This window comes from Xanthomonas sp. NCPPB 1062, from assembly GCF_041481705.2.
GTDB lineage: Bacteria > Pseudomonadota > Gammaproteobacteria > Xanthomonadales > Xanthomonadaceae > Xanthomonas > Xanthomonas euvesicatoria.
The window spans coordinates 4,826,438-4,850,603 of record NZ_CM192987.1 but is presented as its reverse complement, the minus strand read 5'-3'; the positions used below and the strand labels follow the sequence as shown (position 1 = coordinate 4,850,603).

Below are 24,166 nucleotides of genomic sequence, written 5' to 3'. Positions count from 1 at the left end.
GATTCCGAGCGCCGGCCGCGGCCGCCTGGCGGTTGCGCAGTCGTTCTGTCAGCTGCTCTTATTTGGCCGGTACGCGCTCGTACTGCTCACCACCGGTATTGAGATGGCCGTTGCTCTCGTCGATGGCGAAGTTCACCGTCTCGCCATCGTTGGTGACCTGCAATGCGCCGTCCTTGTACACCGCCGGGTAGCTTTCGGTCTTGGGCTGGCGGCTGAAGAACTTCGGTGTGGTGCTGCGCACCATGAAGGTCTCGCCATTGCGCTCGATGTCCATCGTCTCGTCCTGCGACTGCAGGTTGACCCAATGCCCAACGAACTTCTCGCCTTCCACCTTGGCGCAACCGCTCATCAACAATGCCGCGGCCAGCGCGGTGCCCATCCACTTCATCATCGTGCGTTCTCCAGTTGAGGCTGCAGCGAGGATGGCGGGTGGGGGATGTATGGGAGGTCAAGGGGTATTCGCCCAGGCCTCGAATGCGAGCACCGATGAGGTTGGAAGAAGTCGACCCGACTCTTGTCCTACGTCAATTCTGCCTCTGCTCCCGCACCTTCTGCCAAGTGCGAAAACGCGTCACATGCGAACCTGTTGCGACAAAAGACCCCCTCAAATAGGCTGTTTGAACTGCCTTCGCAAAAAATTACGGAGATATCGTGAAGCACATATGGAGCGCTGTGCTGGCGACAGGATGTGCCGTTGTCTCGGCCTGGGCCCAGGCCGTTGCAATCCGGTGCGACACTTGCCGAGTAGACAGCGATTTTCGTGCTGAAGCGGTGCGCAGCGGACCTGGCACCCACATCGTCTACAACGTAAAAGATAACCTGGTTCAACAGTGGTACGTTGGATCAGACGGCGACACAGTGCCCGCATCGGTGAAAGCTCCACCGACGCCAATCGCGCAGCAGCAGACGCCATCCGCTGGAGCGACTCAAGAGCTCGCCAACGCGCACACGTTTCACGTGATCGATGGGGGCACCATTCGACCTATTTACAATATCCCGATCGAGATGCTGGGATTGAATTCTCATGCACGCGAGAAAAGCGCATACGATTACGTCACCGACGCAAATCTCAGGGCCATGGTTGAATCTGCCACGGGCAGCAGCTCGCTGATACAACAGGTCACAGGCTCCGGGACCACGGCGTCGCGGGCCAACCCGCATCGGGCAAACTTGCTTTTCAGAGTTGTCTTCAAGGACGGCTCATATGTCGGCGTGATCGTTGATGTGAATCAGGCCAACGGAAAATCCGAACCCGGTAGCGAAAGAACCGCAGCGGGCCAATCGATTCCGAAGCAAGCCAGCGAACTTTCGGGTACCTGGACCAACAACGGGGGCGACAACCTGGCCCCGATGGTGGCACTCATGCAACGCCTTGGCGGCACTGTGAGCGACGCGGGGTCTGCGGGCGCAGGCGGCACAATCACTGCCATCGTGTGCGTGGCTCAGCACTGCACGGTAGCGCGTTCGGCGTCGTGATCGACCGTTGGCATGCATTCCAGGCGCTTACGACGACCGTTCGCTGGGCGGCTGGAGTGCTCGACATGACACAGGCAGCAAACCGGAAAAAACTGCGCTCAGGCTTCACCCAATGGCGCGCTGCAGGTTCGGCGCCACGCTGGAGCAGATCGATCGGCTCTCGGTGTCGTGACGCACGGCCAGTGCGCAAGGCGACATGGCGTGGCGACGGGATGCCGGAGTACCCCCTGATCGGCGGCAACCATTGGACGAGGCCACCGAAAAAGTAACCCCGGCCGCGTTTTCAGCAAACATGGCGACAACCGCCACCTGCGGGCGATCGAGCGCGCGGTCACCCTGGCTGATCGCAGCGCTCTGGCAGCGGCCTAAATCGCCATGACTCCGCCATCGATAAATAACTCGTGCCCCGCGATGAAGCTGGACGCGTCCGAGGCCAGGAACAGTACCGCCTCGGCGATCTCCTCGGCGTCGCCCAGACGCCCGAACGGAATCATCTGCTTGAACGCGTCCTCGGCCCCTGCATTGGCTTCCAGGTAGGTCTGCATGGCCGGTGTGTGGACCATGCCGGGCGACACCACATTCACGCGGATGCCGCGGCTTTTCAGGTCGCTCGTCCAGGTGCGCGCGAACGAGCGGATGGCCGCCTTTGTGGCGCTGTAGACCGAAAGCGCGCCAATGCCCTTGCTGCCAGCCACAGAGCCGGCCAGGATCACGGCGCCGCCGCTGGCCATCAGCGGCAGCGCCTTCTGCACGGTGAAGACCGTGCCCTTGATGTTGGTCGCCAGCAGGCGTTCCAGGTGCGCAACGTCGATCTCGCCAAGCGCGGCCGACTCGGAAACCCCCGCGTTGGCAAAGACGACATCCAGCCGGCCGTGCTCCTGCTGGATGCGCGCATAGAGCCGGTCCATGTCCTCGGGCACGCCGACATCGCCCTGCACGCCCACCGCGCCGCCGCCGATCTCCGCCACCGCAGCGTCCAACCGGTCCTGCCGCCGCCCCGTGACGTAGACCTGCGCGCCTTCGGCCGAAAACGCCTGCGCTGTCACCAGCCCGATGCCGTCCGTACCGCCGGTGACCACGACCACCTTGCCTTCGAATCGCTTGCCCATGGTGTTTCCCAGTAAGTGGAGGATTGCTCCACTTATTATATGGAGGTAGCCTCCACTTCCACAAGTCACGCCGGAAGAGCCCGTTGACCGCCGACACTCCCTTGCGCGCCGATGCCCAGCGAAACCGCGAGCGCCTGCTCGCCGCGGCCGAGGAGGTATTCCTGGAGCGCGGCGCCGAGGCGTCGATGGAAGACGTCGCCAAGCGCGCCGGTGTGGGCATCGGCACGCTGTATCGGCGCTTCCCCACACGCGAGTCATTGTTTGCCGTGGCCTATAGCGGGCGCTTCCTGTCGCTGGCGAACGCTAGTCACGCGCGCGCCAGTTCGCTCGACGCGCTGACCGCGCTGCGCGCGTATCTGGAGGATCTGGCACTGCACACCAGTGTCTATCGTGGCCTGGCTGCGTCGCTCGGCGCCGTGCTGCAGAGCGGCACGCCAGGGTGCGAGGCCGTCAGCAAGGAAGGGCAGCAACGTTTGCGTAGCGCGCAGAACAGCGGCGTCGTCCGCTGCGATGTCTGCTTCGACGATCTCGTCGTCGTCGCCATCGCCACCTCGCTGGCCACCGAACAGCATGGCTCGCCGAAGACGCGCATCGCGCATCTGATCGGGCTGTTCGTCGACGGCATTGCAGCGCCAAGGGCGGCGTCGGCTGCATGAGGCGGCTGACACGATGACGTCCGGATTGCCCGATCGTTCGTGTCGGGTGGTGAGGGCTCGGAACCTACGCACGCGCGATCGTCGACAAGGGAGAACGATCGTTCTACCTTGGCGCCGTGGACAAGCCAACCAACGACACCCAACAGAAGATCCTGGCAACGGCTGAGGCGCTGATCTATCAGCACGGCATCCATGCCACCGGCATGGACCTGCTGGTGAAGACCTCAGGCGTGGCGCGGAAAAGCATCTACCGCCACTTCGACAACAAGGACGAGGTGGCCGCCGCTGCACTGAGCGCGCGCGACGTCCGTTGGCTCGAGTGGTTCAGGCGCGAATGCGACAAGGCCGACAGCCCCGAGGCGCGCATCCTGCGCATGTTCACGGTGCTCAAGGAATGGTTCCAGTCTGTCGGTTACCGCGGCTGTGCGTTCATCAACACCGCAGGCGAGGTCGGGGACCCCGACGATCCAATTCGCAAGATCGCCAAGCATCACAAACAGAAGTTGCTCGACTACACGCTGGAACTGACCGGGCAACTGGGTATTACGCAGCCGGCCGCACTGGCGCGCCAGCTGCTGCTTCTCATGGAAGGCGCAATCACCGTCTCGCGCGTGATGGGTGACGAAGACGCCGCAGACACCGCAAGGGATATCGCGCAGTTGTTGCTAAAGCAGGCCACCGGCTAGCGGCCTGACGCTCCGTCGCAATTTCAAAACACCGATGTATCCACTTTGATTGGAGGCCTTGCCATGTCCAACGCTCACGCTCGCCCGCCGCTTCCCCCCTTCACCCGCGAATCGGCGATCGAAAAGGTACGACTCGCCGAAGACGGTTGGAATTCCCGCGATGCCGACAAAGTGTCGCTTGCCTATTCGCTCGACACCCAATGGCGAAACCGTGCCGAGTTCACCAACGGTCGGGAAGAAGCGCGGCAGTTTCTTGCGCGCAAATGGAACAAGGAGCTTGAGTACCGCCTGATCAAGGAACTGTGGGCCTTTACCGAAAACCGTATTGCCGTGCGCTACGCCTACGAATGGCGCGACGATTCAGGCAACTGGTTCCGCTCCTACGGCAACGAGAACTGGGAATTCGGCGCCAATGGCCTGATGGAGCGCCGCTTCTCGTGCATCAACGACATGCCGATCAAGGAAAGCGAGCGCAAGTTCCACTGGCCGCTGGGCCGTCGCCCGGACGATCATCCGGGGCTGTCTGATCTGGGTATGTAAGGGGTTCTACGCGACTGAGATGCAAGCCCTCGGCGGTGCTTCTGCACGGGGGCTTTTGTCTGGCCCCGGCTGCGTCATTGGCATGCAGGGGAGGCGGCAAGGAAACAGGGTCAAGTTCACTCAGAAAGTAAACCTGGACCATCCCCGATTTCTCGGACAGGTTAATTAAGGAACATCCGTCCTTTCAAACTCGACCGGCGAGCGATAGCCCAAAGCACTGTGCAGGCGCTGGCGGTTGTAGAACACCTCGATGTATGTGAATAGCTTTGCGCGTGCCTCGTCGAGGCTTCCAAACTGCTCGTGGTGCGTCAGCTCCTGCTTGAGCGAACTGAAGAAGCTTTCCATCACTGCGTTGTCGTACGGCATGCCTTTGCGGCTCATGCTTGCCACCAAGCCCGCCGCCTGCAACTGCCGCTGATACGCGCCGTTGGTGTACTGCGAGCCCTGATCGCTGTGATGGATGGTGCCCTTTGATGGTCGACGGCGTTGTAGTGCCATCTCCAACGCCGCACTGGCCAGGGCTTGGTCGGCACGAGCGCCCATCGCCCAGCCCGCAAGGTGACGGCTGTGCATGTCCAGTATCGCTGCCAGGTACAGCCAACCGCCGCGGGTGGGCACGAAGGTGATATCGGCGACCCAGACCCGATCGCGTCCAGGGCTGACGAAGGGCCATGCCAAGCGGTTCGGCGCCACCATGGTGCGTTGGTAGGTGCTACGCGTGCGCAGATAGCGCTGACGGCGCTTGCTGCGGATGCCGTGCGCTCGACGCAGTCGCTCTACCCGATGCCGGCCACAGGTTTCACCTTGCTGGCGCAGGGCTTGCCACATGCGCAGGGCACCATAGGCTTGATACGTCTGCAGGTGCATGTCTTTGATCCGCTCCAATAACCGCGCGTTCTCTTGCACACGCGCTCCAGGACGGCGTCCGCGCCACGCGTAATAGCCGCTCGGAGATACCCCCAGTGCGTGGCAGAGCCGACGCACCCGGTATTCGCCTTGCTCACGGATCCAGGCGTACTTCATGGCAGTGCTCGCGCGAAATACGCCGCCGCTTTTTTTAAGATCTCGTTCTCTTCACGCAGGCGAGCCAACTCGCGCTGCAGCACGGCCAACTCGTCCTGACTTGCCTTGGGGCGCCCACTCCCAGCAAACGCCGAGGCCCCTTTCGCATCGAGATCAGTAGCCCACTTGTAGAGCCGGTTACGCGGAATCCCCAGCTCACGCGCGATCACGGCTGCTGGTCGATCGCCGGCCCTAAGCAGTCGAACGGCTTCGCGCTTGAACTCGGCAGTGAATTGCTGACGCTTCTGCATCGAACACCTCCGTGCGAGGATTGTCCTCGCTTTTGGGTGTCCGAGATATCAGGGGTAGTCCAACCTGACTCCTTTTCCGCCCCGTTTACGTAAGTTGTACCTTATTCGGAGGACGACGCTGTGGCGGCTGCCGTCACCGACCTTCTAAAGGCAAGCAGGCGATCGACCAGCGCGTCCGCGTCATCGCCAACGCCGCTGGCCGCCTCCCACAGGCCCGGCTCCAATCTGGAAGGCTCCCACGTCGCCAACCGCAGCAGATCGTCGGCGAGCAGCTGGGTCTCATGCTCGTTCATCGGATGCGGGGCGCGATCGTGCTCCTCGGGCATCGTGACAATGTCGACCGCGCGGTTCATGCAGCCGTCTGTCATTCCCATTGCGCGGGCCCTGGAACTGATGTTGTTTCCATACGCATAAGCGTGTGCCAGGCGCTGGACGGCACTGAGCGCGCAGGTAGTGGCAACACCGGCCAGCGCGGCAATTCCGCTGTACTTTGCAAGTTGGTCTTTCTCGCTGATATAGCCCATGAATGCGACCATGGGTGGAGGAATCGAAGCGATACCAGTGAGAGCGGCGCCGATGCCGGCGACGGTCGAAACGTGGCCGGCAATCCGTTGCCCCGTCGTTCTGGTCGACGCTCTGCGCACCGGCTGTTGTGGTAGGCCTTGCAACTGTGCATCTATCCGTGCATCGGCATGTCGCGGCTCTGTGGCGCCGAGTTCGATCTCGGCACGACCTCTTTCCAGATCGATCTCTTCTCTTCTCGCCATCGGCGACAAGGACGGTAACACTGCGGGATGCATGAGACACCTCACCATGGATGGTCGAGGCCAATGTTCTCATCGAAACATCGCCGCGCCTCATCGCGCGCCGAAACGCACGCGCTTTCGACGAAGTCGCAAGAACAGAATCAGGTCCATTTAGAATTCAACCTGGACCCAGTTCCCTGGTTTGCACACTTGAACCTACCTAGCTTGCGCCGAGGACTCAGACTGAGCCAGCTAGGCCATCGATAGATACAAAACCATCATTGTAAATGCACCAGCCTGGCTGTCATGACCAAGAGGAAAGTGTCTCAACGATACGAGCAAATTCTTTTAACGTCATAATTTTAGGATACTCGACGTAGTACATCCGCTCATATATGTCGCGGCGCTCTTTCACATCAGTAAGGCGCCCCGCACTACTGGTATCGCAAAGTTTTTCCAGTTCCTCGAGATCAAACCGTTCCTTGCCGACGGCATCGGCGCGTACTAATGCTGACGCGATATCGGAAGCATGTAAAGCTTCATTGCGTTCCTTAAGCTTCTTATGAAATTCGAGCGCCTCTGCGCCTTTCAAAGTTTTCATCGCTATTTTCCTGTCAATCAAATTAGCTCGCTATGAGCAGCTAGCGCGGCCGACCATGACTTGCCGTTATATTTTTCCAGCGCGGCTCGCGTATTCGCCGCGCGCTCGGGATCATCTATATTATTTGTCAGACGATCAATCAATTCATTGTCGATTATCTTATCAGCCAAATCACCGGTAACCGAGGACTGCGGGGACGTTATCTTTTCATATAAATCAGCATCCTCTACACTCAACTCACCGCCCATGACGCTAGCAACCATGACCTTCTTACCATCCTCGGCTGTTCCGAATAGTCGATAGTTTCCCAAGCTCGGATCGGCGATGAACCTGTCTATCACACTCATTCTATTGCTTCGTACGGCCACAAATCCACTCGAGACTACAGGGTAAGGAGGCCTAGGATCTTCACCTTCAGGTTTCCGTTGCAAAACTCCCGTCAAAGAATTCTCAAGGGGTGCATCGATATCGCACAATTCAACTTTTCGACCTGTTTCTTTGGCTAGTTCTATATAGCTGTCGATTTCGTACGCCCTTGCCAAGCGCTTGTCGACAACAATGCTAGCGATTGCACCGCTGCCCGTCCTTTGAGAGCGAAGCCCGTCTTCAAAATGGTCAGCAAGAAAACATGATTCGTTATGAACTTGCGCCGAGCTAAATATCTTGGCGCCGGCCTCCGACTTCGCAAGCGAACTCTTGAATACATCTGGATTGATGCAACCTTTCCCACCTGTCTTCTCCAGAGCTGCGGCGAGAGCTGGAATTTTTTTTGTGGCTATCCGCGTCTTACCCGTGGCAGTGTTTCCGCGCAACGCAAACAATGTCGGTTGGCAGCCATCGCGCTCAAGAGATTCTGCCAGGGTCAAGGCCGAAGATCGTGCTTCATCTAATAGCTTTTCGTGCAACTTACGGCGCTCCGGATGCCAGTTCTCCGGATTCGCCAGATACTCCCATCGCCCCGGACCAGAAGATGGGAGGTTGCCCAAACCATATAACTCATCGGTGCCTTTAAGCTGAGTAGCCTGTTGATGTGTCACCGCGGCGGTCGATGCACCTGCGATCGGCACCGAATGCGGCGGCGATGCATGAACATAAGCATGAGTGGTGTTGCTGCTCTTCGAACTAGCGGGTCTAGCTGGCAAATTATCAAGCTGGGTCTGGAATTTATACTCCGGCGCCGCTTGTGATGACTCAGCTTGGACGCCTTTGGATTCTGCGTCATCGAAAGGAACATGAGAAGTAAAAAGCCCGGCTGTGCCAGCAATGCCTATCTTGTTTTTTATGTTAAAAAATGTCCAGAGTCCAAGAAAATACAGTCCGACTGACTCTGCAACATTAGTCGCGATTCGAACCGCGACTCGCACACCCACGAACTACATGAGCAGCAAACGAACCTATGAAAAATGAAAAAAAACGGGGGTCAGGTTCGCTTACGAAATTCCTCTGCACCTAGGAAAATGGCTGCAACCCAGAAAGTTCTCGCCGCTGCGCCGGTTTCTTCTCTGCACGAGTGCGCTGCCGCAGCGTGGGCAGCTTGGAGTGGCAATGTTTGCAGAGGCAGTGGAATCAGCTGAACCAAAGACAGGCTCGATGCGCGCGGATATCGCCGTCGGCTGCGCTGTGGCTTGTTGCTGCACTGCTTGGATCATGTCCAACAACTGTTCGCCGCCGATCAATTCGATCGGTTTGCCTTCGGCAAAGCGCTCGGCGTCTTTCGTGTAAGTGCCGATGCAGGCGATCTTGACCGCGTGGGCCTGGTGATGTGCCAGCAGGCCGTACATTTCGCGCACGACGCTGACGCCAACCTGCTGGCGCTTCCATTGTTTGCATTGCACGAGTGTGCGGCGGCCGTCCTTACGCAGAATCAGGTCGATGCCGCCGTCTGCGCCGTCCAGGCCGGTTTCTTCGACGCTATAGCCTTGGCGGCGAAATGCTTCGCCTACCAATCGTTCGAATTGGCGCCAGCCGCCAGCGGCCAGGCTCTCCAGGGTGGTACGTGTGTCCAGAAAGCGTCGCCGGCTGCGTGAGCCCAGATAGGAGCACAGCGCGGCGAGCCAGCAGATGCCGAGCAGCATCCACGCCAATGGCGCGAACGCCCCACTCGACTGTTGGGCAAACCCTTGCGACAGCATCCCGCCATGGTGGGAGAACCACCAGCCGATGCCGTAGCGCACCCCAAGATACCCAACGATTCCCGCAACAAGGCCGAGCGGCCACGGCAACGCGGCCAACGCTTCAAACCCACTCTGCTTCTTTCTGCGTCCCATGCAAGAACCCCCGTTCCAGGTTCGAACATAACCGCTGAAACGCGCGTTGTCAGCAAGCGGACGATGCCATTGCGAACGGCACCCAATCAAATGTTGAGGATCGGGCAGTTCAGCACAGAATGCTTACACGGGCCTCAATGCTTGAGTCCGCTAGAACTACGTCGGCAGTTGCATCGGCAGCTGCAAGCCGACTCTTGAACGGGTGAGGGTTGCGCGCGGATTGTTTTCGGATACGGCGATCAACCTGACCAGATGCAATGCGGGCTAGTTGTCGCCAATTTGGCCATCGTTACGAGCGGAGTCTTTGGATCGTCGGTGGAGGCAGGTTTGAAGGTCCTCTGCCTTGACATCAATCGGGCAACATTCAGTTGCGGCAATTCGTTCCATCCAACCCCTTCCCTTGAAGGGGAAGGAGCTGCCGGCCTGGAGTGATAGGCGAATACTTCGCCAAATCATTTCACTGCCGAAATCAGTTTGGTGGTGCAATCGTATAATCAGGCTGCTCACGGAAGAACTGAGCTGTAGATGTATAAAACATCATGTTCAGATTATTGTTTTGACCTTTAACGATCCCATGCATCACTCCCGATGGGCTCACCACCGGTCCGCCGGAATCGCCTGGGCCTGTCAGGCCGCCGAAGTCAGGGGTGGCGGCATGCAGTCCTTGGAGTCCTGGGTCTGGGAAATTTGCAGGAATGCGCGCATCGGTCCAGTCGCACAACACGTCGGTGCTCATGCCGCTTGTGCAGAAGCGGTCAGTCGGAGGAGCGGGCGTGTGGCCATTGACCGCAATCGTATCGAGCCCGCCAGCGCGCGACCGATAAAGAATTGCCCGCGAGAGCAGGACCTTGCCTACCGCACGCGGCTCGTAGGTCGAAACGATTGTGCAGTGAATTCCCGTTGATGGCGCTTCGCAGTGCCGGTAGTTATGCAGCACCGGTTCCACGCGAATCAATTCGAGATCTGAAACGCTCGATTTCCATGAGACATAGCCAAGATCTGCCCCATCTACGGACACTGTGCTGTTGTAGTCACCACAGTGACCTGCAGTCAGAACGAACCGGACCGCTCTCCGATAGGGCGTCAAGTTAGCAAGGACGCCTGTCTGCTTAAGCACAAGGCCGGCAGTGCAGCGGTTACCCAGGCTCATCGTCAGCACCGTACCGCCAACCACTGGCTGCCGGAGTCTGGCCTGATCGATGGCAAGCGCCGAGGCAGACGCAAGGAGCGCCAGGACACCAACGGCGATCAAAGAGCCGCGACGTGCACGTCCCATTTTCTTTTGAGACGTATCTGGACGCGCGAAGTAAATATTAATCATCTTTTCCTACGAGGTTATGGTGAAACAACTCAAGACATCGTAATTCCTCGGCAATTAACTATTTTTTTAGGGACGAAGCGCCGCCGCAGCAAACGAAGTAGATCGCTGCCGCGCTTTTGCGTGCAGCTGCGCATTGACCAATCCGGAACTGCGCAAGATTTCAACATGCAGCTTGATCGGCTTCAGCGGTTGAGCAAGCTGTGCGCATCACAACAGGCCAGATTCGATGACGCAGTCGCCGGCACAAAGGGGCTGGTCCTGGGGATCCTTGATCGCATGACCGAGCAGGCTTAAGCCACTCGGCCACACAATGCGCGTCCTCGCCAGGGAACGGGGACGCGCAGTTCGATTTACTTGATTTCCACCGCGCCCACATCGCACACCGCGGTATCACGCGCAACACCACGCTGGTCGATCGTGCGGCAGTTGCTGCCGAGATTGCGCACCGGGCTATTGGCCGCCGGCAATTGGGTAGGCGTGGGTCCGCCATTGGCGGCGGGTGCGCCCAGCAGCGGGTCGGTGGCGCGTGCCAGGCCGGTGGTGAGGCAGCTATGGAACAAGCCGCCCGCAGCGGAGTACTCGATCAGGTTGTTGCCGGTGCTGCTCTGGTCGCTGCAGAAGGTGCGCTCGGTCTTGGAGTAGAAGACGCTGTTGCGGATGTCGAAGCCGCTGCCGAACAACGTGGACCCGGGGGTGTTCTCGGCGAAAGTGACGTTGTTGAAGCGCACCGTGGTCTTGCCCTGGTCGCCATTGGACGGCTGCCAGCCTACATGCTGGATCGCCGCGCCCACACCTTTAGCGTAGTTGCCGTAGAAGGTGCTGTTGCTGACATTGCAGGACGGGCCGTAGCAGTCCATGTACAAGGCACCGGCATTGCTCTTTTCGGCGCGGTTGGAAATGAAGCTGGTTTCTTCGATGTTGATGATGCCCGGCGTGGTGATGGTGGTGCCGGAGTGCGTGGTGTCGCCGAAGCCCAGGCTGATGCGCGCACCGCCGGCCGGGCCGCCATAGGCGATGTTGTTGGCGAAGGTGGAGTAGCGCACGTCGATGGTGTCGGGCGCATACGCCCACAACGTGGCGCCGCCGCCGCTGTTGGCCGCGGTGTTGTTGCGCACCACCGTGCCGCACACCGAGAGCGTTGCGCCACCGGCAGCGGCGTTGAGGTAGCCGGCGAGCGAGGCGCCGTCGGTGTCGATCGCGCCGCTGTTACCGAACTGGTCGGCATCCGGGAAGCCGGCCGGCGCATTGATGGCCTGGTTACCGACGAATTCGGAATTGACGATGGTCAGACGGCTGAGCTGGGTATAGAGCGCGCCGCCCAGCCAGGAGGTGTTCTTGGAGAACGCGCTCTTGACGATGGTCACGTCGGTATCGCTGCCGGCAAAGATGGCACCGCCACCGATGCTGCTGCGGTTGCCCAGGAACTGGCTGTTGATCACTTCCAGCTTGCCGCGGTAGCTGACCTTGATCGCGCCACCGCCCCAGGTGCCGGGCGCGTACTGTGTATTGGATGCCGGCTGCACGGAGCTGCCGTTCTGCAGTTTGAGATTGCGTACCGACAGCGCATTGCCGTTCTGCACCTGGAAGATGCGCGCGGCCTGGCGGCCATCCAGGGTGATCTTGCCCTGACCATCGATCACCGTTGGCGTGCTGGCGCTGATGTTGATGGTCTGGTTGACGGCGATGCTGGCTGCACGGGTGCCGCAGTTGAAGGTGACATAGCCACCTTGCGCCACCGCAGTGACGAGAGCGCTGGCGGTACAACTGGCGGCCGTACCGTTGCCGACCACCACGCCGGCATTGGAGTGCGCCCACGGCTGCGGCGTGGTGCATTGCGCCACCGATGGCACGGCGGCGATGGCCGCACTGGTGGTGACCAGCGCAAGAAGCCCCGCCGTCACGACGGTGGCGTGAAGTGTTGAACGCATGGTGATGTTCCTGCTTGAGAAAGGGATCGAAGGAGAGCCGGTTGCACGTACGCAACGTCACCGGATTTGATGACAGGTGTATTGCAAGCCGCAGCGTCGCGATCGAGGCGTGGCATGCGGCGCGATCACACGCATTGCGCTTCCAACCTAAGTTCCATCACACCACGCGTCGATGCGGCGCCATCGCGCGGGCGCACATCGCTTCGCGCATGCCGACTACGGCCAGTGCAGCGATCGACCGATGCTGCACTGCTGCATGCAACTGCCACGCTGCATGCAGTGCGTCGCCGCATCGCGCGTTACCATGCTGCACTCTCGATCCTGTTGCGATCCCGGCGATGCCCGATGCACCCCGTACCTACGATGGCACGCCGGCCAGCCGCTTCCAGCTGCCTGCCGGCCCGTGGGTCTCGGTCTTCGAGGCGCTGTGCGCGTGTTTTCCGGCGATCGCGGCCGAGCGTTGGCGCGACCGCTTCGCACGCGGCCTGGTGCGCGATGCCAACGACCAGGCCCTGGCGTTGTCAGCACCGTATCGCGTGGGTGCGGACATCCGCTATTTCCGCGAGGTCGCCGATGAGCCGGTGATTCCTTATGTCGAGACCGTGGTGCATGCCGACGCGCAGTTGGTGGTGGTCTGCAAGCCGCACTTCTTGCCGGTGGCACCCGCCGGTGCATACGTGCGCGAGACGCTGCTGACGCGACTGGTGCGGCGGCTGGACAATCCGGCGCTGGTGCCATTGCACCGCATCGATCGCGAAACCGCGGGGCTGGTGCTGTTCTCGGCCAACCCTGCCACGCGCGGGATCTATCAGGCCTTGTTTCGGCAACGGCGCATCCGCAAGCACTACCTGGCGGTGGCACCACCGCTGCCACAGCTGAGGTTTCCGCATGTGCACCGCAGCCTGTTGGTGCCGGGCGAGCCGTTCTTCCGCATGCACGAGGGCGTGGGCGAAGCGAACAGCGAGACGGTGATCGAGGTGGTCGCACGCAACGCAGACACCTGGACGTATCGGCTGGAGCCGGTGACCGGGCGCAAGCATCAACTGCGTGTGCACATGGCCGCGCTGGGCGCGCCGATCCTGCACGAGCGGTTTTATCCCGAGCTGGAAGCCCAGCGGCCCGATGACCCGGAACGCCCGCTGCAGCTGTTCGCGCATACATTGGCGTTCGATGACCCGCTGACCGGTGAGCCGAGGCACTTCACCGCAACGGTGGGGCCGATGCACTCTGCCGCTGGCTGACCGAAGGAGCGGGACATGCACGTCGATCCGATGCGCGATGGTGTTGCGGTCTCCCGTTACCGGCGATCGACCAGCTTGTTGTGGGCGCTGCTCTGGCTTGCGCTGGCCGTGTTCGCCGGTGAGTTCGTGCGGCACGTGTATCTGAAGTATGCCGCAATGGATTCGCCGGCCTATGGCATGTTTCTGACTCGCCGCGGTTGGTTGTGGTGCCACCTCGGCGGTGGTGCGGTGGGCATTGCGCTTGGCACGTTGCAGTTCGCCACGCAACGCTGGCGCAGACAGGCGTGGGTGCATCGCTGGACTGGGCGGGCGTACGTCGCCGGCATGCTGGTGGCCATGCTTGGCGCCACTGGGCTGATTGCTACCTCGCCCGCGCCGACGACGATCCGCGTTGCCTTCGCAGCGACGGAAGTGGCATGGGCGGCGGTGGCATGTGTCGGCCTGCTGGCCATCGGCCGCGGGCAGCTCGACCGGCACCGGCGCTGGATGGTGCGGGCATATCTGGTGACGCTGGCGCCGGTGGTGTTTCGCATCGCGCTCTATGCAGCAGTTGGGGCCGGGGTGGTGCCTTCGCCCGGCACGATCGCCGCGCTGCTCTGGGCGAGCTGGGCGGTGCCGGTGCTGATCCACGTGGCGGCAACCCGCCGGGCACTGACCAGGCCCTGGCGCAGGCGCATCGCTGTGCCGCGCCAGGTGCCGCGGTCGTCATCGACGCGTGGCTGAAACCCGCTTCGGCACGCCTCAACGCACCTTGTACAACACCGCCGCACCCGGCCTGGGTTCGAACATCGGCACGGTCTGCTGTTTGAGCGCGGTGCCCTTGGCGTCCCACACCAGGGTGTCGGTGGGGTATTCGTCCTTGCGGGTCATGCTGTCGATCTGTTTGGCGATGACGGTGGATCCGGCTTTCACGTCCGGGTTCCAGGCGAACACGCCCAGGCGGCCGTAGAACACGGCCGGTGCTGCGGCGTCCAGGCGACGGTCGGGGCACATGACCAGGCCGCGTTCCAGCATCACGCGCAGCGCGCCGACCGGTACGGCCTTGACGGTGGGCGTGGTGCGTTCGGTGCTGTGGCCGGGGCAGACATTGGCCGAGCGGGTGAGCATGTCTTCGACCACCTGGCGGTCGGACTGGGCCAGCGCCGGCAGCGCGGCGGTGGACAGGGCAAGCATGGCAAGGGCGGATTTCCAGGGCATCTGACAACTCCTCATGAGGTGAGACTCCAACACTGCAGCCCATCCACGCGCGGGCTGCTGCCAGTGACGCGCCCGGATGCTAGCAACCGCTGCGTTAAGTGCTGCGAAGGCGGGCGTGCACGGGCGACGCCGTGCAGGCGATGCGCCGGCCAGCATGCGTGTTCGATGCCGGGCCGCCGCGCCGCGCTGCATCACGCAACGGCCGCTGACGCGCCTGGCGGCTGTCAGGAGTCTCCCGATTGAGCGGCAGCAGCGGCCCGGTTAGCGTGCGCGCACGTACTCAGCTGGACAACCCATGGAACGCGCCGACCTCATCGCAGCAGTGCTTACCGGCATGCGGCGCGCCGAAGATTTTCGCGCGCAGGGCGCGCTGTACAGCACCGCGCACAGCGAGCAGATGCAGGTGGACCACGGCAAGGCGGCCGACGCCGAGCTGGTGCTGTCGATGTTTGCGTTCACCCCCGAACACCTCAAGTTGCTTGGCACCGCCGGCATCGAAAACCTGGGCGAAATCGTTTGCCACGCGTGGGCCTTGAACGGTGGCAATAACGAGGCACTGATCCGCTGGTTCCGCCAACCCATGAATGCCCTCGACGGCCAGACGCCTGCGGCGATGGTGCGTGGCGGGCGCATCCAGGTGCTGCTGCTGGTACTGCGCCAGCAGGTGGAATGGGAATTGCCGCGCTCTGCCTGATGCCTGATGCCTGATCGACACCGCCGTGCATGCGGTCCGGCATGCGCGGTGCGGTTGCGGCGGGCGTTGCACGCGCGGGTAGCCGTGTGCAACGCGATGATCTCAGCCACTCACCGTTTCGGTCGCGCCACTGCGTACATCTCTGCGGCGATCTTCTTCATCAGCGCGTCGCTGTCGTCGCCCTCGGTGTAGAGATCGAAGTGGGTGCGGCCTTCCAGATAGCGGAAATCGCTCTTGGCGCCCAGGCCATCGAGCACCGCCTGGAATTTATGCGCCGCGCCATCCAGGTAGAACGTATCGGCGGTGCCGACGATCACATGGATCTTGCCGTCCAGGTCCGGCTTGAGCGTGGGCCATTGCGCGGCCACGCGTGCGGAAATGTCGTAGTGGGTACGCCAATAGGCCACCACGGCCGGGTCCACCTTGCCGGTGTCGCGGTCGAACATCGGCAGCGGGCGGCCGTCGGCGCCGCGCGGCGAAAAGACCCACTCGAACGAGGTGAGCTGGCCGCCGTACGGGCCGAGCACCCGTTCGAGCTTGGCGAAGGTTTCCAGATCGGCCAGCACCTTGCCGTGGTCGCGGATCAGCGGAAACTGGCTGCCGTCGGCGCGGCGGTAGACGTTGGCATTGGGCGCGTACAAATCCGGGCCGGTGAAGTCATGGAAATCGCTGGAATCCGGCGAGGTGGACCAGGTGCCGCCGAACAGTTTGGGGTAGCGCGTCTGCAACCACAGCGTGGCCCAGCCGCCGGACGAATGCCCGTTCAAGAAGCGGCCGCTGGCCTTGCCGTCCATCTTGTACTGACGCTCGAGCGCCGGAATCAGCTCTTCGGTCAGCGCGGTGCCCCACGGGCCGTTATTGACCGAATCGGCGAACTCGTGGGTACCGGTGGGCGTGGACTGATCCAGGAAGACCCAGATCATCGGCGGTATCTGCTTGGCCGCCATCAGGCGCCAGGTGGATGCAATGCTGCCGGCGAAGCGGTTGTAGTTACCGCCGAAGCCATGCGTGACATACACGGTGGGATAGCGCGTGGCGGCCTTGGCGTTGTAGTCGGGCGGCGTCAGCACACGGGCGCGCAGCGAGACCGGTCGGCCCCAGAACGCGCTGAGCGACGGACTCACCATCGAGGCATCGGCGCTATGCAGCCTGGCTTCGGGCACCGCATCGCGCACCGCCTGCGGCGCGCGTGGCGAGACCTGCCACGGATCGTCCGAGACCGGCACCTGCTTGCTCAAGGTCAGCGCCGGCAGCGCCTTGCCGTTGGCCAATGTCACGGCGGTGACCTCGCTCAGCAGATCGCCGCCATCGCGGCCGCTGTAGCCATAGCTGCCATCCGGGTCGAGCACGGCCTGGAACAGATAATCGCCGGCCGGCAGCGCAGAAAACCCGCGCGGGAAGGCGATGTTGTCCAGATCGATCTGCACACTGCCGCCGGGCGCCAGCGCGGTGACCTCCTGCGCGGCCACCGCCACTGCGGTAGGGCGGAAGGGATTCATATCCACCTCCTCCACCTTGCCGTCTTTCCCGCTTTGCTTGGCCTGCGCCTGGGCATCCTTGGCCAGGGTGGCGAACACCAGCAGGCGCCCGGACGTGGCCTGGTCGGTCGCCCCGCCCAGGGTGACGCGCAGCAGACGATGCGCCGGCGCCGGCTCGGCGGCGTGTAAGACACAAGCGCACAACAGGCCGACGGCCAGGCCCAGGCGTGGGGCAAGACGATGCAGGGACATGCAGATCCTTGAAAGCGGATGTGTGGGGTGGGCTTGGTGGCCCTGTGCGGACTGTAGCCAGTTTCTGGGGGAGCTGCGCGCGCTGTGGGCGAGATGAGGTCAGCGCATCCAATCCAGGTATTTTACGCGCTCAGGTTGGGGTCGCTTGCGGCGCAAGAGTGGCTAGAGTTGCATGTGTTCAAGGCGTTTGTGGTGAGGGCGGACTAGCTCAGCGCAGCTGATACAGCACAGATACCATGCAGTTAGATCGACTGTCTGAACTGCTGAGGCAACCGGATATCCAGGTCACGTCGAATTTGCGAGTGGAGCTCAAGACATCGATAGGCAAGCAGCAGACAGGCGTCAGATAAGTTATATGGCGATATTTGTAGTTAGAAGTTCATGCATCGCTGCGACCCGGTAGAAAGCGACCTATGGACGCTTGTCTACTGGTAGAGTGGCGAACTGATAATTCCTACTTCTTCCCTGTGCCACTCGGTGCAGACAACGTCGTCGATGCCGGCAGTCAGCTTCCGGTGCACTTGTCCGACAGCCCAACGCTTGATCGCGTGGGCTAATTGCTGGCAATGCCGATATGACGGTCCAGACTCGTCGAGCGCTATGTTGACGGGCCCGGAGCACGTCCACAATACAAGTTGATTTTGATTATGTTTCTTGCGCTTGTAATCATATGCAACTAACCAGTTCGCCGTGCTTATCGCAATCCGAGTGCGCCATGACTTGGTTGATCTATCGAGCGTGATGCTTCCTGTGCGGGGGGCTGTACAGCTTGCTGGTTTGCGGTTTCCAGCTTCTGCAGGTTCTCTGCCAACGGCTGCTTGACGGCCTCACCTTTGTCGACATGGGTGCGCAGGAGGTCCATGTCATTTCCTGGATTCTTATAAGTTGCGAAGACATTGCCATTGGTTTGGCTTGGAACGACTTCTTGGATCTCGGGCAGAGGCGGACGATTAAGTTTCCTGATTAGCCCTGACCTTCAGCCGCCAGTCGCAGGATCTGCGCCGCGCTGGGTGGATGCTGCTGTCACTCTGAAGCCAACGAGGTGACGTGATGAGCATCAATGCGGTGCAGTTCCAGGCTGGATTGTCGATGCCTGAGTTCTTCGCGTTCTACGGCACCGAGGCCAAGTGCTATCGCGCGCTCTACACGTGGCGTTGGCCGCAGGGCTTTCGTTGCCCTGTTTGTGCCGGGCGCGTGCGCTCGCGTTTCAAGCGGCGTGCTGCGATCTACTACCAATGCAGCGCGTGCCGGCATCAGACCAGTCTGATGGCAGGCACGATGTTCGAAGGCACCAAACTGCCGCTGCGCACCTGGATGCTGGCCTTGCACCTGTTGACCTCGACCAAAACCAACATGGCCGCACTGGAGCTGATGCGTCATCTGGGGGTTAACTACAAGACGGCCTGGCGGATGAAGCACAAGATCATGCAGGTCATGGCCGAGCGTGAAGCCACGCGGAAATTGGCGGGTTTCGTGCAGATCGACGATGCCTATCTCGGCGGCGAGCGTAACGGTGGCAAGGCCGGACGCGGATCAGAGAACAAACAAGCGTTCCTGATTGCGGTGCAGACCGATGCCACCTTCACCGCGCCGCGCTTTGTGGTGATTGAGCCGGTGCGCAGCTTCGACAACACCTCGCTGCAGGACTGGATTGCCCGTCGCCTGGCGCCCGAATGCGAGGTCTACACCGATGGGCTGGCCTGCTTCCGCCGGCTGGAAGACGCCGGCCACGCGCACACCACGCTGGACACTGGCGGTGGTCGTGCCGCGACCGAAACGGCCGGTGCACGTTGGCTCAACGTGGTGCTGGGCAATCTCAAACGCGCCATCAGCGGCGTGTATCACGCTATCGCGCAAGGCAAATACGCAAGGCGCTACCTGGGAGAAGCGGCCTATCGTTTTAATCGTCGATTCCGCTTGCGCGAGATGCTGCCGCGACTTGCCACGGCCATGATGCAATCCAACCCATGTCCAGAGCCGGTCCTGCGTGCAGCGAGCAATTTTCATGGCTGAGAGTCAGGGCTAATCAGGTTAAGTTTTGCCTGGACAGCCAGGGCGCCGGCAATCCGCTCCTTGTCTTGCTGATTGGTGTAAACACCAGCATCTGGACCCAGCTTGTCGAGTCCAGCAAGAGCCTGTTTGAACAATGGATCATCACGCAGCCGGGCTTCTTGTTGCGGATCGAGAGGTGCTCCACCTGCACTAAAGGCACGTCCTGAATTACCTAGACCTGGTACCGCGGGCTGGACCGACTCGTCCAGCTGTCGCCCCGATGCAGGCGCCCAATGTCCTAAGACTCCGTCGTTTTTCGGTTCCTGAAGACCCACGTCCCGCAGAACGCTATCAGCGAGTGTGTTTGAGTTTTGCAGCAGGGGATCGTAGGGATATTTGTCATCCTTACTCCTGGCATTAGCGACCATGCGGCCCCACGTTCCGGACAAGTCCGCGCCATTTGCAATCTCTTCCCGATACTGCTTTTGGCCAATTGCATTCGGATTGTCCCGATGATCAGGGTTGTTTCGGTCATAGGGGAGGTTGGTCTCAACGTGCATCCGTCCGTACGGCAATCCAGGTCGCTCATCGCCAGTCCAGCCGCTAATAGTGCGCTGGTTGCCCTCCTTGTCCGTGTAGAGAAGGAACTTGTGGTGGTATTCCTTGCCGAGAGCAGCCCCGATATTCCGGTACCCGACTTCGATCTTCTCATCCATGACATGCTCCTGTGGCTTACTGATTCTTGATATGAACGGCTTCGACGTGTGTCACCTTGCCGTCGGCATCCAAAGAAAAAGTCATCACTACGGAACGTGCATCGGGATCCAACATCGCTTGTCCCTTGTTGTCCCTGACGACAATCTTGCTTTCGGTGTCTTCAACGACCTTCGAGGTTGGAGATTTACCGAAGGTCTCTAGCACCGACGCCTTTGTAGTGCCCAACGGTATGTATTTCGTAACGATATTGCTCACATCGATCTGCTCGAATCGAACGGGTTTTTGGGAAGCATAAATCTCGTCAAACATTGGGCTGGCTCCTGTCATCGAGGGGTCTTCCTGTGTCGAAGTAGTGCGCGCATTGTCCGCATTGGCGCAGGACGAAAGTGGAAGTACCGCAACCCCGACAAGTGCAAGTGTTGCGGCCAAGCCCTTCGACATGATGCGTGGCATGGCGATCTCCTGATGCGACTAATCACGTGATTCGAATATCCGCGAGATACTGTCCTTCTCGGCCAAGCTCGAAAACCGAGTAGCGTTCAGGCGGACGGCTGCCAGCTTACTACAAGCTCTCAAGAGCCGATAGTCGTTGAGCGGATTGTCAATGGGCTTTGCGCTGACGCTTCTGGGCCAAGCCCAGCATGGATCGGTGAGTAAGAGCAATCCATGAGTCATCAATAGACGCTCAGACTTCAGTAGCGGCCTTGACGTACCGAGTCGCTCACTAAGTGACGGATCCGTTCTGTCTCAGCTGTTTTCTAGCTCGATCGACCGAACCCGGTTTGTTCTCCTCTGAAAATCAAAACTGCATCACGTAACGAAATCGCTGAGACGATTTGTCGGGTTGGCATGTTGCAGAAACTCAAAATCGCTGCACCAGAAAGTAATCGATTAAACATCGATGGAGATCTGGAATTACCTTCAACGCCGTATCTAATCGTCAAAAGCGCAAGCGATTATCTGCTGTTTGAGATGTTCGCAAATGGCACTGCGTGCTCTTTCAAAGCGCAGTACATCGCACTACAAACCGTGGCCGCTGATCGTCCTTGCACCATAAACTCACACTCAGGAGTGATCAAAATGATCCAGAAAAAAAACCGTCGCTGTGCGCTTGCGGCATGCAGCCTCTCGCTTGTGGCGATGGTGCTGTGTATGAGCGCAGCTGTTGCCGCAGCGGTGCCCGGGAAGGAAACGGTTACGTTGCGCCATGTCTTCGCCACGCTGCAGAACGGCCAGCAGGATCAGAAGCCCGAAGATGTTGCCGCGTGTCGCAAGCAGGTTGCGGAGCCGACGTCCAAATACCTGGGAGTGGCCGTCACCACCACCTATTCCATCGATGTGCAGTCGAAGATGATGACCGCTTCGGCGTCGCTGCCATCGCCTGTTGCCACGCAGCCGCTGATGCTCACGGTGCCGCTGTCGCCGTTGGGGTTGTCCGGCGAGTATGCGTTTGGTGCGTTCCGGCCGAGCGCACTGCCCAACACTTATGTGCTGTTCTCGGTCGGGCTGAATTTCAAGGACCCCAAGTCGTCCGTGCTCGTGCTCAACAGCGACAAGCGCTACAACTGCCTGGTCACCAGCGATCCGGCGCCCTTCCAGGGAGCCTTGAGCAGCCAGCTTGGAAAGGACCAGGGGCGTTGATGTTGCAGCATCCCAGTCGCCGCCGGACGGGCCAGCCGACCAGGGCTTCAGTGCGTTCGAGCAATCGCTAAGCGGCCGCGTTTCCGGAGCAGGATGTGCCCAGCACAGGACGCTGGCGATGGGCGAGCGGTGGCGTTGTCCGGGACGCCATATCCGAGCAAGCGGCGTGGTTGCCTGCCGCGATGTGTGGCAGGCAACCAGCCCTCAGCGATACGGCCCCGGCCCACGCCAGACCGGTTCGCCCTGGCGGTAAACCTCCATCATGTTGATGACTTCGCGGGCGTCGCCGATGGACTTCAGTTCGGGCGAATCCGGCGGCAGCAGGCGGCATTTGCTGGAGCCGCGCTTGAGCGCGACATCCAGCGGGCAGATCATGCGTTGCTGGGTGCCGGGCAGGATGATGGCGATTTCCTGCATGCCTTGTTCTTTCCAGGCGCGCAGCTGGGTTTCGCTGCGCACGTCGTAATAGACCTGGAAGCCGCCGATATCCAGGCTGGGCTGGGCGTTGTTGCGGTCGTTGCGGCGGCCCTGGCTGATGGTGGGGGTGTTGGCCATGCCGTCTTCGGCGCCGTCGGCCGGTTCGTCCAGCATGCCGGGCGGCCGGCCAGTCCAGGTGTCCGGGCGGCGCTGTGCGGATGCCGCCGGCGGTGCGGGCGGTTGCGGCGGGGTGGGGCGTTGCTGGCGACGCGGCTGGCGGCGTTCGGCCAGGCTGCCTTGCGCGGTATCGCCCTGCGGCGGCACCGGATTTTTGGCCTGCTGCACCAGCGTGGACTGCACCGGCGAGGCCGCCGGTGGCGGCTGCACGGGCGTGGATGTCGGTGGTACCGGGGTGGGCGAGGGCACCGGCTGATCGGGCTGGGAGGTGTCGCCGACAAAATCCACCTTGATGCGTCCACCGCTGGCCGAGCCCTGCGGCGGGGTCATGGCGGGGGTGGAGGCCGACAGCAGGATCAGCAACATCAGCACGTGCAGCAGCGCGCTGATCAGCGCGGCAATCCACGGTTCGATGCGTTCGATCAGCGGCTCGGTGCGGGGCAGCCAGTCGCTGGCATCCAGATGGACGTGCAGCACCTGCAGGGCGCCCTCGCGCACGCGGTAGACCAGCACGTACGGGGTCTGCTTGACCACCCATTCGCGGGTGCCGGGCACGCGGCCAGCGCGGCCACGGCCGGGTTGCTCGGCCAGGGTGCGGGTGGCTTCCAGCACCTGCCGCGCCATCGCGGCAGCGGCGGTCGGGTTGAGCGCGTGGTAGTGATCCTGGGCGTGTGCAAGCTGCGTGGCGGCCGGGACGGTCCAGTCACGCCGTAACATCAACGCCCCATCTGGCGAACAGTGCGCTCACCTGTGCCGGAGCCGTCAACGCGCCCTGATCTGCAGCGGCAATGCCGTCCTGCACCGCGGCCTGGAAGCTGGCGTCGGCCACGACGCGGACCACGTCACTCCATCCAGCCGTCTCGGGCAGCGTGTCGATCAGCATGTGGGCGTCTTGCTTGATGGCGGACATGGCACGGCGGTGGGGGAGCACTGCGCAAGTCTACCCGCGCCGCTCCTGTTCGCGTGTGGCAGGCGCCGGCGTCCGCGCGCGGCGTTCACCGGGCAGGCGGCAAGCGCCTGCGCAGCAGCGGTCTGGGTGGCGCACGGCCTAACCGCATGCCCGATGCCGGGCAGCGACCGGCAGTGCTGCCGCCTGCAGAAAGTGACACTTGGCACCTTGTTCGGGCCCACGGCTGGTTTCATTCTGCGCGGGTCGCTTCACTCATTCGCAAAGGACTCGCCATGCCTGCCGCTGCCATCGCACCCCTGACGCCGTATCTCTCGATGGCCGCCATCAGCTACCTCTACTACCGGCGCATCCGGCGCAGCTTCGGGCGCCAGCAATGGAAGCCGATGGCCACGGCGGTGCGCAGCGCGGTGCTGCTGATCGCGGTGGCAGCACTGGCGTTCGCGGTGTACGGCTTGCCGCAGGTGCGGTTCGGCATTGCCGCAGGCGCGCTGGTCGGCATCGGCCTGGGTGCGCTGTCGCTGCGCTACACGCATGCCGGATGGGTGGATGGCCAAGGCTGGTACACGCCCAATCCCTGGATCGGCGGCGGTTTGACGCTGGTGTTGCTGGGGCGCCTGGCCTGGCGCTGGGCCGATGGCGCGTTCACTGCCGGTGCGGCGGCGGCCGGTTCGCAGGCCAGCCCGCTGACCCTGGGGATTGCCGCGGCACTGGTGCTGTATTCGCTGGTGCACGTGGGCGGGTTGTGGTGGCGGCTGCGCCAGCTGCGCCTGCAGGCGGCACGCTGACCCGCCGCGATTGGCCCTGCGC

Annotated in this window: 27 protein-coding genes; 10 read left to right on the top strand and 17 right to left on the bottom strand. The window is 61.6% G+C overall.

What is annotated here, in order from left to right; genetic code table 11:
• Positions 1-58: 58 nt before the first annotated feature.
• Positions 59-391 carry a hypothetical protein gene (locus tag ACCQ16_RS20710; protein ID WP_003482333.1) on the bottom strand — a complete coding sequence of 111 codons (333 nt, stop codon included), beginning with the start codon at positions 389-391 and terminating at the stop codon, positions 59-61.
• 566 nt (positions 392-957) lie between these two features.
• Between ACCQ16_RS20710 and ACCQ16_RS20705 the strand changes: the two genes are divergently transcribed.
• Positions 958-1,476: a hypothetical protein gene (locus tag ACCQ16_RS20705; RefSeq protein ID WP_029820574.1), complete on the top strand. Its 519-nt coding sequence runs from the start codon at positions 958-960 to the stop codon at positions 1,474-1,476.
• 365 nt (positions 1,477-1,841) lie between these two features.
• Here the strand turns inward: ACCQ16_RS20705 and ACCQ16_RS20700 are convergent, their stop codons facing one another.
• Positions 1,842-2,585 (bottom strand): glucose 1-dehydrogenase, encoded by a 744-nt coding sequence (locus tag ACCQ16_RS20700; RefSeq protein WP_008571767.1) that lies wholly within the window; start codon positions 2,583-2,585, stop codon positions 1,842-1,844.
• A gap of 83 nt (positions 2,586-2,668) precedes the next feature.
• On the opposite strand from ACCQ16_RS20700, the gene ACCQ16_RS20695 reads away from it, so the two are divergent.
• The 3 genes from ACCQ16_RS20695 (at position 2,669) to ACCQ16_RS20685 (ending at position 4,467) form a co-directional block, all read left to right on the top strand.
• On the top strand, positions 2,669-3,241 hold the full coding sequence (locus ACCQ16_RS20695) for a TetR/AcrR family transcriptional regulator (RefSeq protein WP_372380152.1): 573 nt from the start codon (positions 2,669-2,671) through the stop codon (positions 3,239-3,241).
• Between the two features lie 116 nt (positions 3,242-3,357).
• On the top strand, positions 3,358-3,927 hold the full coding sequence (locus ACCQ16_RS20690) for a TetR/AcrR family transcriptional regulator (protein WP_277574225.1): 570 nt from the start codon (positions 3,358-3,360) through the stop codon (positions 3,925-3,927).
• A 63-nt stretch (positions 3,928-3,990) separates the two neighbouring features.
• The gene (locus ACCQ16_RS20685) at positions 3,991-4,467 is read left to right on the top strand and encodes a nuclear transport factor 2 family protein (RefSeq protein WP_372380151.1); all 477 of its coding nucleotides are present in this window, start codon (positions 3,991-3,993) and stop codon (positions 4,465-4,467) included.
• A gap of 165 nt (positions 4,468-4,632) precedes the next feature.
• On the opposite strand, the gene ACCQ16_RS20680 is transcribed toward ACCQ16_RS20685, so the two are convergent.
• The 8 genes from ACCQ16_RS20680 to ACCQ16_RS20645 all read right to left on the bottom strand — a co-directional run bounded on the left by ACCQ16_RS20680 (position 4,633) and on the right by ACCQ16_RS20645 (position 12,616).
• On the bottom strand, positions 4,633-5,490 hold the full coding sequence (locus ACCQ16_RS20680; protein ID WP_372380150.1) for an IS3 family transposase: 858 nt from the start codon (positions 5,488-5,490) through the stop codon (positions 4,633-4,635).
• On the bottom strand, positions 5,487-5,780 hold the full coding sequence (locus ACCQ16_RS20675; protein WP_011346252.1) for a transposase: 294 nt from the start codon (positions 5,778-5,780) through the stop codon (positions 5,487-5,489). The genes ACCQ16_RS20680 and ACCQ16_RS20675 overlap by 4 nt, the downstream gene beginning before the upstream one ends.
• 101 nt (positions 5,781-5,881) lie before the next feature.
• Positions 5,882-6,580 (bottom strand): type III secretion system effector XopAV, encoded by a 699-nt coding sequence (gene xopAV, locus ACCQ16_RS20670; RefSeq protein ID WP_372380149.1) that lies wholly within the window; start codon positions 6,578-6,580, stop codon positions 5,882-5,884.
• A 250-nt stretch (positions 6,581-6,830) separates the two neighbouring features.
• On the bottom strand, positions 6,831-7,127 hold the full coding sequence (locus ACCQ16_RS20665) for a hypothetical protein (RefSeq protein ID WP_033837358.1): 297 nt from the start codon (positions 7,125-7,127) through the stop codon (positions 6,831-6,833).
• Positions 7,128-7,144: 17 nt separating this feature from the next.
• The gene (gene xopAJ, locus ACCQ16_RS20660; protein ID WP_011349167.1) at positions 7,145-8,497 is read right to left on the bottom strand and encodes a zeta toxin family type III secretion system effector XopAJ/AvrRxo1; all 1,353 of its coding nucleotides are present in this window, start codon (positions 8,495-8,497) and stop codon (positions 7,145-7,147) included.
• 60 nt (positions 8,498-8,557) lie between these two features.
• Positions 8,558-9,394, bottom strand: coding sequence for a restriction endonuclease (locus ACCQ16_RS20655; protein WP_372380148.1), 837 nt, complete (start codon positions 9,392-9,394; stop codon positions 8,558-8,560).
• A gap of 469 nt (positions 9,395-9,863) precedes the next feature.
• On the bottom strand, positions 9,864-10,715 hold the full coding sequence (locus ACCQ16_RS20650; RefSeq protein WP_372380147.1) for a chymotrypsin family serine protease: 852 nt from the start codon (positions 10,713-10,715) through the stop codon (positions 9,864-9,866).
• A gap of 350 nt (positions 10,716-11,065) precedes the next feature.
• Positions 11,066-12,616 (bottom strand): choice-of-anchor Q domain-containing protein, encoded by a 1,551-nt coding sequence (locus ACCQ16_RS20645; RefSeq protein ID WP_372380366.1) that lies wholly within the window; start codon positions 12,614-12,616, stop codon positions 11,066-11,068.
• 365 nt (positions 12,617-12,981) lie between these two features.
• Here ACCQ16_RS20645 and ACCQ16_RS20640 point away from each other — a divergent pair, with 365 nt between their 5' ends.
• Both ACCQ16_RS20640 and ACCQ16_RS20635 read left to right on the top strand, forming a co-directional pair.
• Positions 12,982-13,884 carry a pseudouridine synthase gene (locus ACCQ16_RS20640; RefSeq protein ID WP_372380146.1) on the top strand — a complete coding sequence of 301 codons (903 nt, stop codon included), beginning with the start codon at positions 12,982-12,984 and terminating at the stop codon, positions 13,882-13,884.
• A 30-nt stretch (positions 13,885-13,914) separates the two neighbouring features.
• On the top strand, positions 13,915-14,607 hold the full coding sequence (locus tag ACCQ16_RS20635) for a DUF2306 domain-containing protein (RefSeq protein WP_057682237.1): 693 nt from the start codon (positions 13,915-13,917) through the stop codon (positions 14,605-14,607).
• An 18-nt stretch (positions 14,608-14,625) separates the two neighbouring features.
• Here ACCQ16_RS20635 and ACCQ16_RS20630 read toward each other — a convergent pair whose 3' ends face one another.
• Positions 14,626-15,057, bottom strand: coding sequence for a hypothetical protein (locus tag ACCQ16_RS20630; RefSeq protein WP_029820583.1), 432 nt, complete (start codon positions 15,055-15,057; stop codon positions 14,626-14,628).
• Positions 15,058-15,376: 319 nt separating this feature from the next.
• On the opposite strand from ACCQ16_RS20630, the gene ACCQ16_RS20625 reads away from it, so the two are divergent.
• Positions 15,377-15,775, top strand: coding sequence for an antitoxin Xre/MbcA/ParS toxin-binding domain-containing protein (locus ACCQ16_RS20625; protein ID WP_008574610.1), 399 nt, complete (start codon positions 15,377-15,379; stop codon positions 15,773-15,775).
• A gap of 110 nt (positions 15,776-15,885) precedes the next feature.
• Here the strand turns inward: ACCQ16_RS20625 and ACCQ16_RS20620 are convergent, their stop codons facing one another.
• Together ACCQ16_RS20620 and ACCQ16_RS20615 are read right to left on the bottom strand one after the other, a co-directional pair.
• On the bottom strand, positions 15,886-17,505 hold the full coding sequence (locus tag ACCQ16_RS20620; protein WP_372380145.1) for an alpha/beta hydrolase: 1,620 nt from the start codon (positions 17,503-17,505) through the stop codon (positions 15,886-15,888).
• A gap of 694 nt (positions 17,506-18,199) precedes the next feature.
• Positions 18,200-18,367 (bottom strand): hypothetical protein, encoded by a 168-nt coding sequence (locus tag ACCQ16_RS20615; RefSeq protein WP_218505544.1) that lies wholly within the window; start codon positions 18,365-18,367, stop codon positions 18,200-18,202.
• A 188-nt stretch (positions 18,368-18,555) separates the two neighbouring features.
• On the opposite strand from ACCQ16_RS20615, the gene ACCQ16_RS20610 reads away from it, so the two are divergent.
• Entirely contained in the window at positions 18,556-19,518 is a 963-nt protein-coding gene (locus ACCQ16_RS20610; RefSeq protein ID WP_011347617.1) for an IS1595-like element IS1595 family transposase, read from the top strand.
• Here the strand turns inward: ACCQ16_RS20610 and ACCQ16_RS20605 are convergent.
• Both ACCQ16_RS20605 and ACCQ16_RS20600 read right to left on the bottom strand, forming a co-directional pair.
• Entirely contained in the window at positions 19,509-20,213 is a 705-nt protein-coding gene (locus ACCQ16_RS20605; RefSeq protein WP_372380144.1) for an XVIPCD domain-containing protein, read from the bottom strand. The genes ACCQ16_RS20610 and ACCQ16_RS20605 overlap by 10 nt on opposite strands.
• A gap of 16 nt (positions 20,214-20,229) precedes the next feature.
• Positions 20,230-20,667: a DUF6393 family protein gene (locus ACCQ16_RS20600; RefSeq protein ID WP_228729415.1), complete on the bottom strand. Its 438-nt coding sequence runs from the start codon at positions 20,665-20,667 to the stop codon at positions 20,230-20,232.
• A gap of 699 nt (positions 20,668-21,366) precedes the next feature.
• Between ACCQ16_RS20600 and ACCQ16_RS20595 the strand changes: the two genes are divergently transcribed.
• On the top strand, positions 21,367-21,855 hold the full coding sequence (locus ACCQ16_RS20595; protein ID WP_031425186.1) for a hypothetical protein: 489 nt from the start codon (positions 21,367-21,369) through the stop codon (positions 21,853-21,855).
• A 204-nt stretch (positions 21,856-22,059) separates the two neighbouring features.
• On the opposite strand, the gene ACCQ16_RS20590 is transcribed toward ACCQ16_RS20595, so the two are convergent.
• Both ACCQ16_RS20590 and ACCQ16_RS20585 read right to left on the bottom strand, forming a co-directional pair.
• Positions 22,060-23,166: a type II toxin-antitoxin system RelE/ParE family toxin gene (locus ACCQ16_RS20590; protein WP_029820587.1), complete on the bottom strand. Its 1,107-nt coding sequence runs from the start codon at positions 23,164-23,166 to the stop codon at positions 22,060-22,062.
• On the bottom strand, positions 23,153-23,359 hold the full coding sequence (locus ACCQ16_RS20585; RefSeq protein WP_029820588.1) for a hypothetical protein: 207 nt from the start codon (positions 23,357-23,359) through the stop codon (positions 23,153-23,155). Before ACCQ16_RS20585 ends, ACCQ16_RS20590 begins: the two co-directional genes overlap by 14 nt.
• 272 nt (positions 23,360-23,631) lie before the next feature.
• Between ACCQ16_RS20585 and ACCQ16_RS20580 the strand changes: the two genes are divergently transcribed.
• Complete coding sequence (locus ACCQ16_RS20580; RefSeq protein ID WP_031425182.1) at positions 23,632-24,144, top strand: CcdC protein domain-containing protein; 513 nt, start codon at positions 23,632-23,634, stop codon at positions 24,142-24,144.
• Positions 24,145-24,166: the final 22 nt, after the last annotated feature.

Coding starts and splice junctions, on each gene's coding strand:
- ACCQ16_RS20710 (WP_003482333.1), bottom strand. CDS start 391: ATGATGAAGTGGATGGGCACCGCGCTGGCCGCGGCATTGTTGATGAGC.
- ACCQ16_RS20700 (WP_008571767.1), bottom strand. CDS start 2,585: ATGGGCAAGCGATTCGAAGGCAAGGTGGTCGTGGTCACCGGCGGTACG.
- ACCQ16_RS20685 (WP_372380151.1), top strand. CDS start 3,991: ATGTCCAACGCTCACGCTCGCCCGCCGCTTCCCCCCTTCACCCGCGAA.
- ACCQ16_RS20680 (WP_372380150.1), bottom strand. CDS start 5,490: ATGAAGTACGCCTGGATCCGTGAGCAAGGCGAATACCGGGTGCGTCGG.
- ACCQ16_RS20675 (WP_011346252.1), bottom strand. CDS start 5,780: ATGCAGAAGCGTCAGCAATTCACTGCCGAGTTCAAGCGCGAAGCCGTT.
- xopAV (WP_372380149.1), bottom strand. CDS start 6,580: ATGCATCCCGCAGTGTTACCGTCCTTGTCGCCGATGGCGAGAAGAGAA.
- ACCQ16_RS20665 (WP_033837358.1), bottom strand. CDS start 7,127: ATGAAAACTTTGAAAGGCGCAGAGGCGCTCGAATTTCATAAGAAGCTT.
- ACCQ16_RS20655 (WP_372380148.1), bottom strand. CDS start 9,394: ATGGGACGCAGAAAGAAGCAGAGTGGGTTTGAAGCGTTGGCCGCGTTG.
- ACCQ16_RS20650 (WP_372380147.1), bottom strand. CDS start 10,715: ATGATTAATATTTACTTCGCGCGTCCAGATACGTCTCAAAAGAAAATG.
- ACCQ16_RS20640 (WP_372380146.1), top strand. CDS start 12,982: ATGCCCGATGCACCCCGTACCTACGATGGCACGCCGGCCAGCCGCTTC.
- ACCQ16_RS20635 (WP_057682237.1), top strand. CDS start 13,915: ATGCGCGATGGTGTTGCGGTCTCCCGTTACCGGCGATCGACCAGCTTG.
- ACCQ16_RS20630 (WP_029820583.1), bottom strand. CDS start 15,057: ATGCTTGCCCTGTCCACCGCCGCGCTGCCGGCGCTGGCCCAGTCCGAC.
- ACCQ16_RS20625 (WP_008574610.1), top strand. CDS start 15,377: ATGGAACGCGCCGACCTCATCGCAGCAGTGCTTACCGGCATGCGGCGC.
- ACCQ16_RS20620 (WP_372380145.1), bottom strand. CDS start 17,505: ATGTCCCTGCATCGTCTTGCCCCACGCCTGGGCCTGGCCGTCGGCCTG.
- ACCQ16_RS20615 (WP_218505544.1), bottom strand. CDS start 18,367: ATGGACCTCCTGCGCACCCATGTCGACAAAGGTGAGGCCGTCAAGCAG.
- ACCQ16_RS20610 (WP_011347617.1), top strand. CDS start 18,556: ATGAGCATCAATGCGGTGCAGTTCCAGGCTGGATTGTCGATGCCTGAG.
- ACCQ16_RS20605 (WP_372380144.1), bottom strand. CDS start 20,213: ATGGATGAGAAGATCGAAGTCGGGTACCGGAATATCGGGGCTGCTCTC.
- ACCQ16_RS20600 (WP_228729415.1), bottom strand. CDS start 20,667: ATGCCACGCATCATGTCGAAGGGCTTGGCCGCAACACTTGCACTTGTC.
- ACCQ16_RS20595 (WP_031425186.1), top strand. CDS start 21,367: ATGAGCGCAGCTGTTGCCGCAGCGGTGCCCGGGAAGGAAACGGTTACG.
- ACCQ16_RS20590 (WP_029820587.1), bottom strand. CDS start 23,166: ATGTTACGGCGTGACTGGACCGTCCCGGCCGCCACGCAGCTTGCACAC.
- ACCQ16_RS20585 (WP_029820588.1), bottom strand. CDS start 23,359: ATGTCCGCCATCAAGCAAGACGCCCACATGCTGATCGACACGCTGCCC.
- ACCQ16_RS20580 (WP_031425182.1), top strand. CDS start 23,632: ATGCCTGCCGCTGCCATCGCACCCCTGACGCCGTATCTCTCGATGGCC.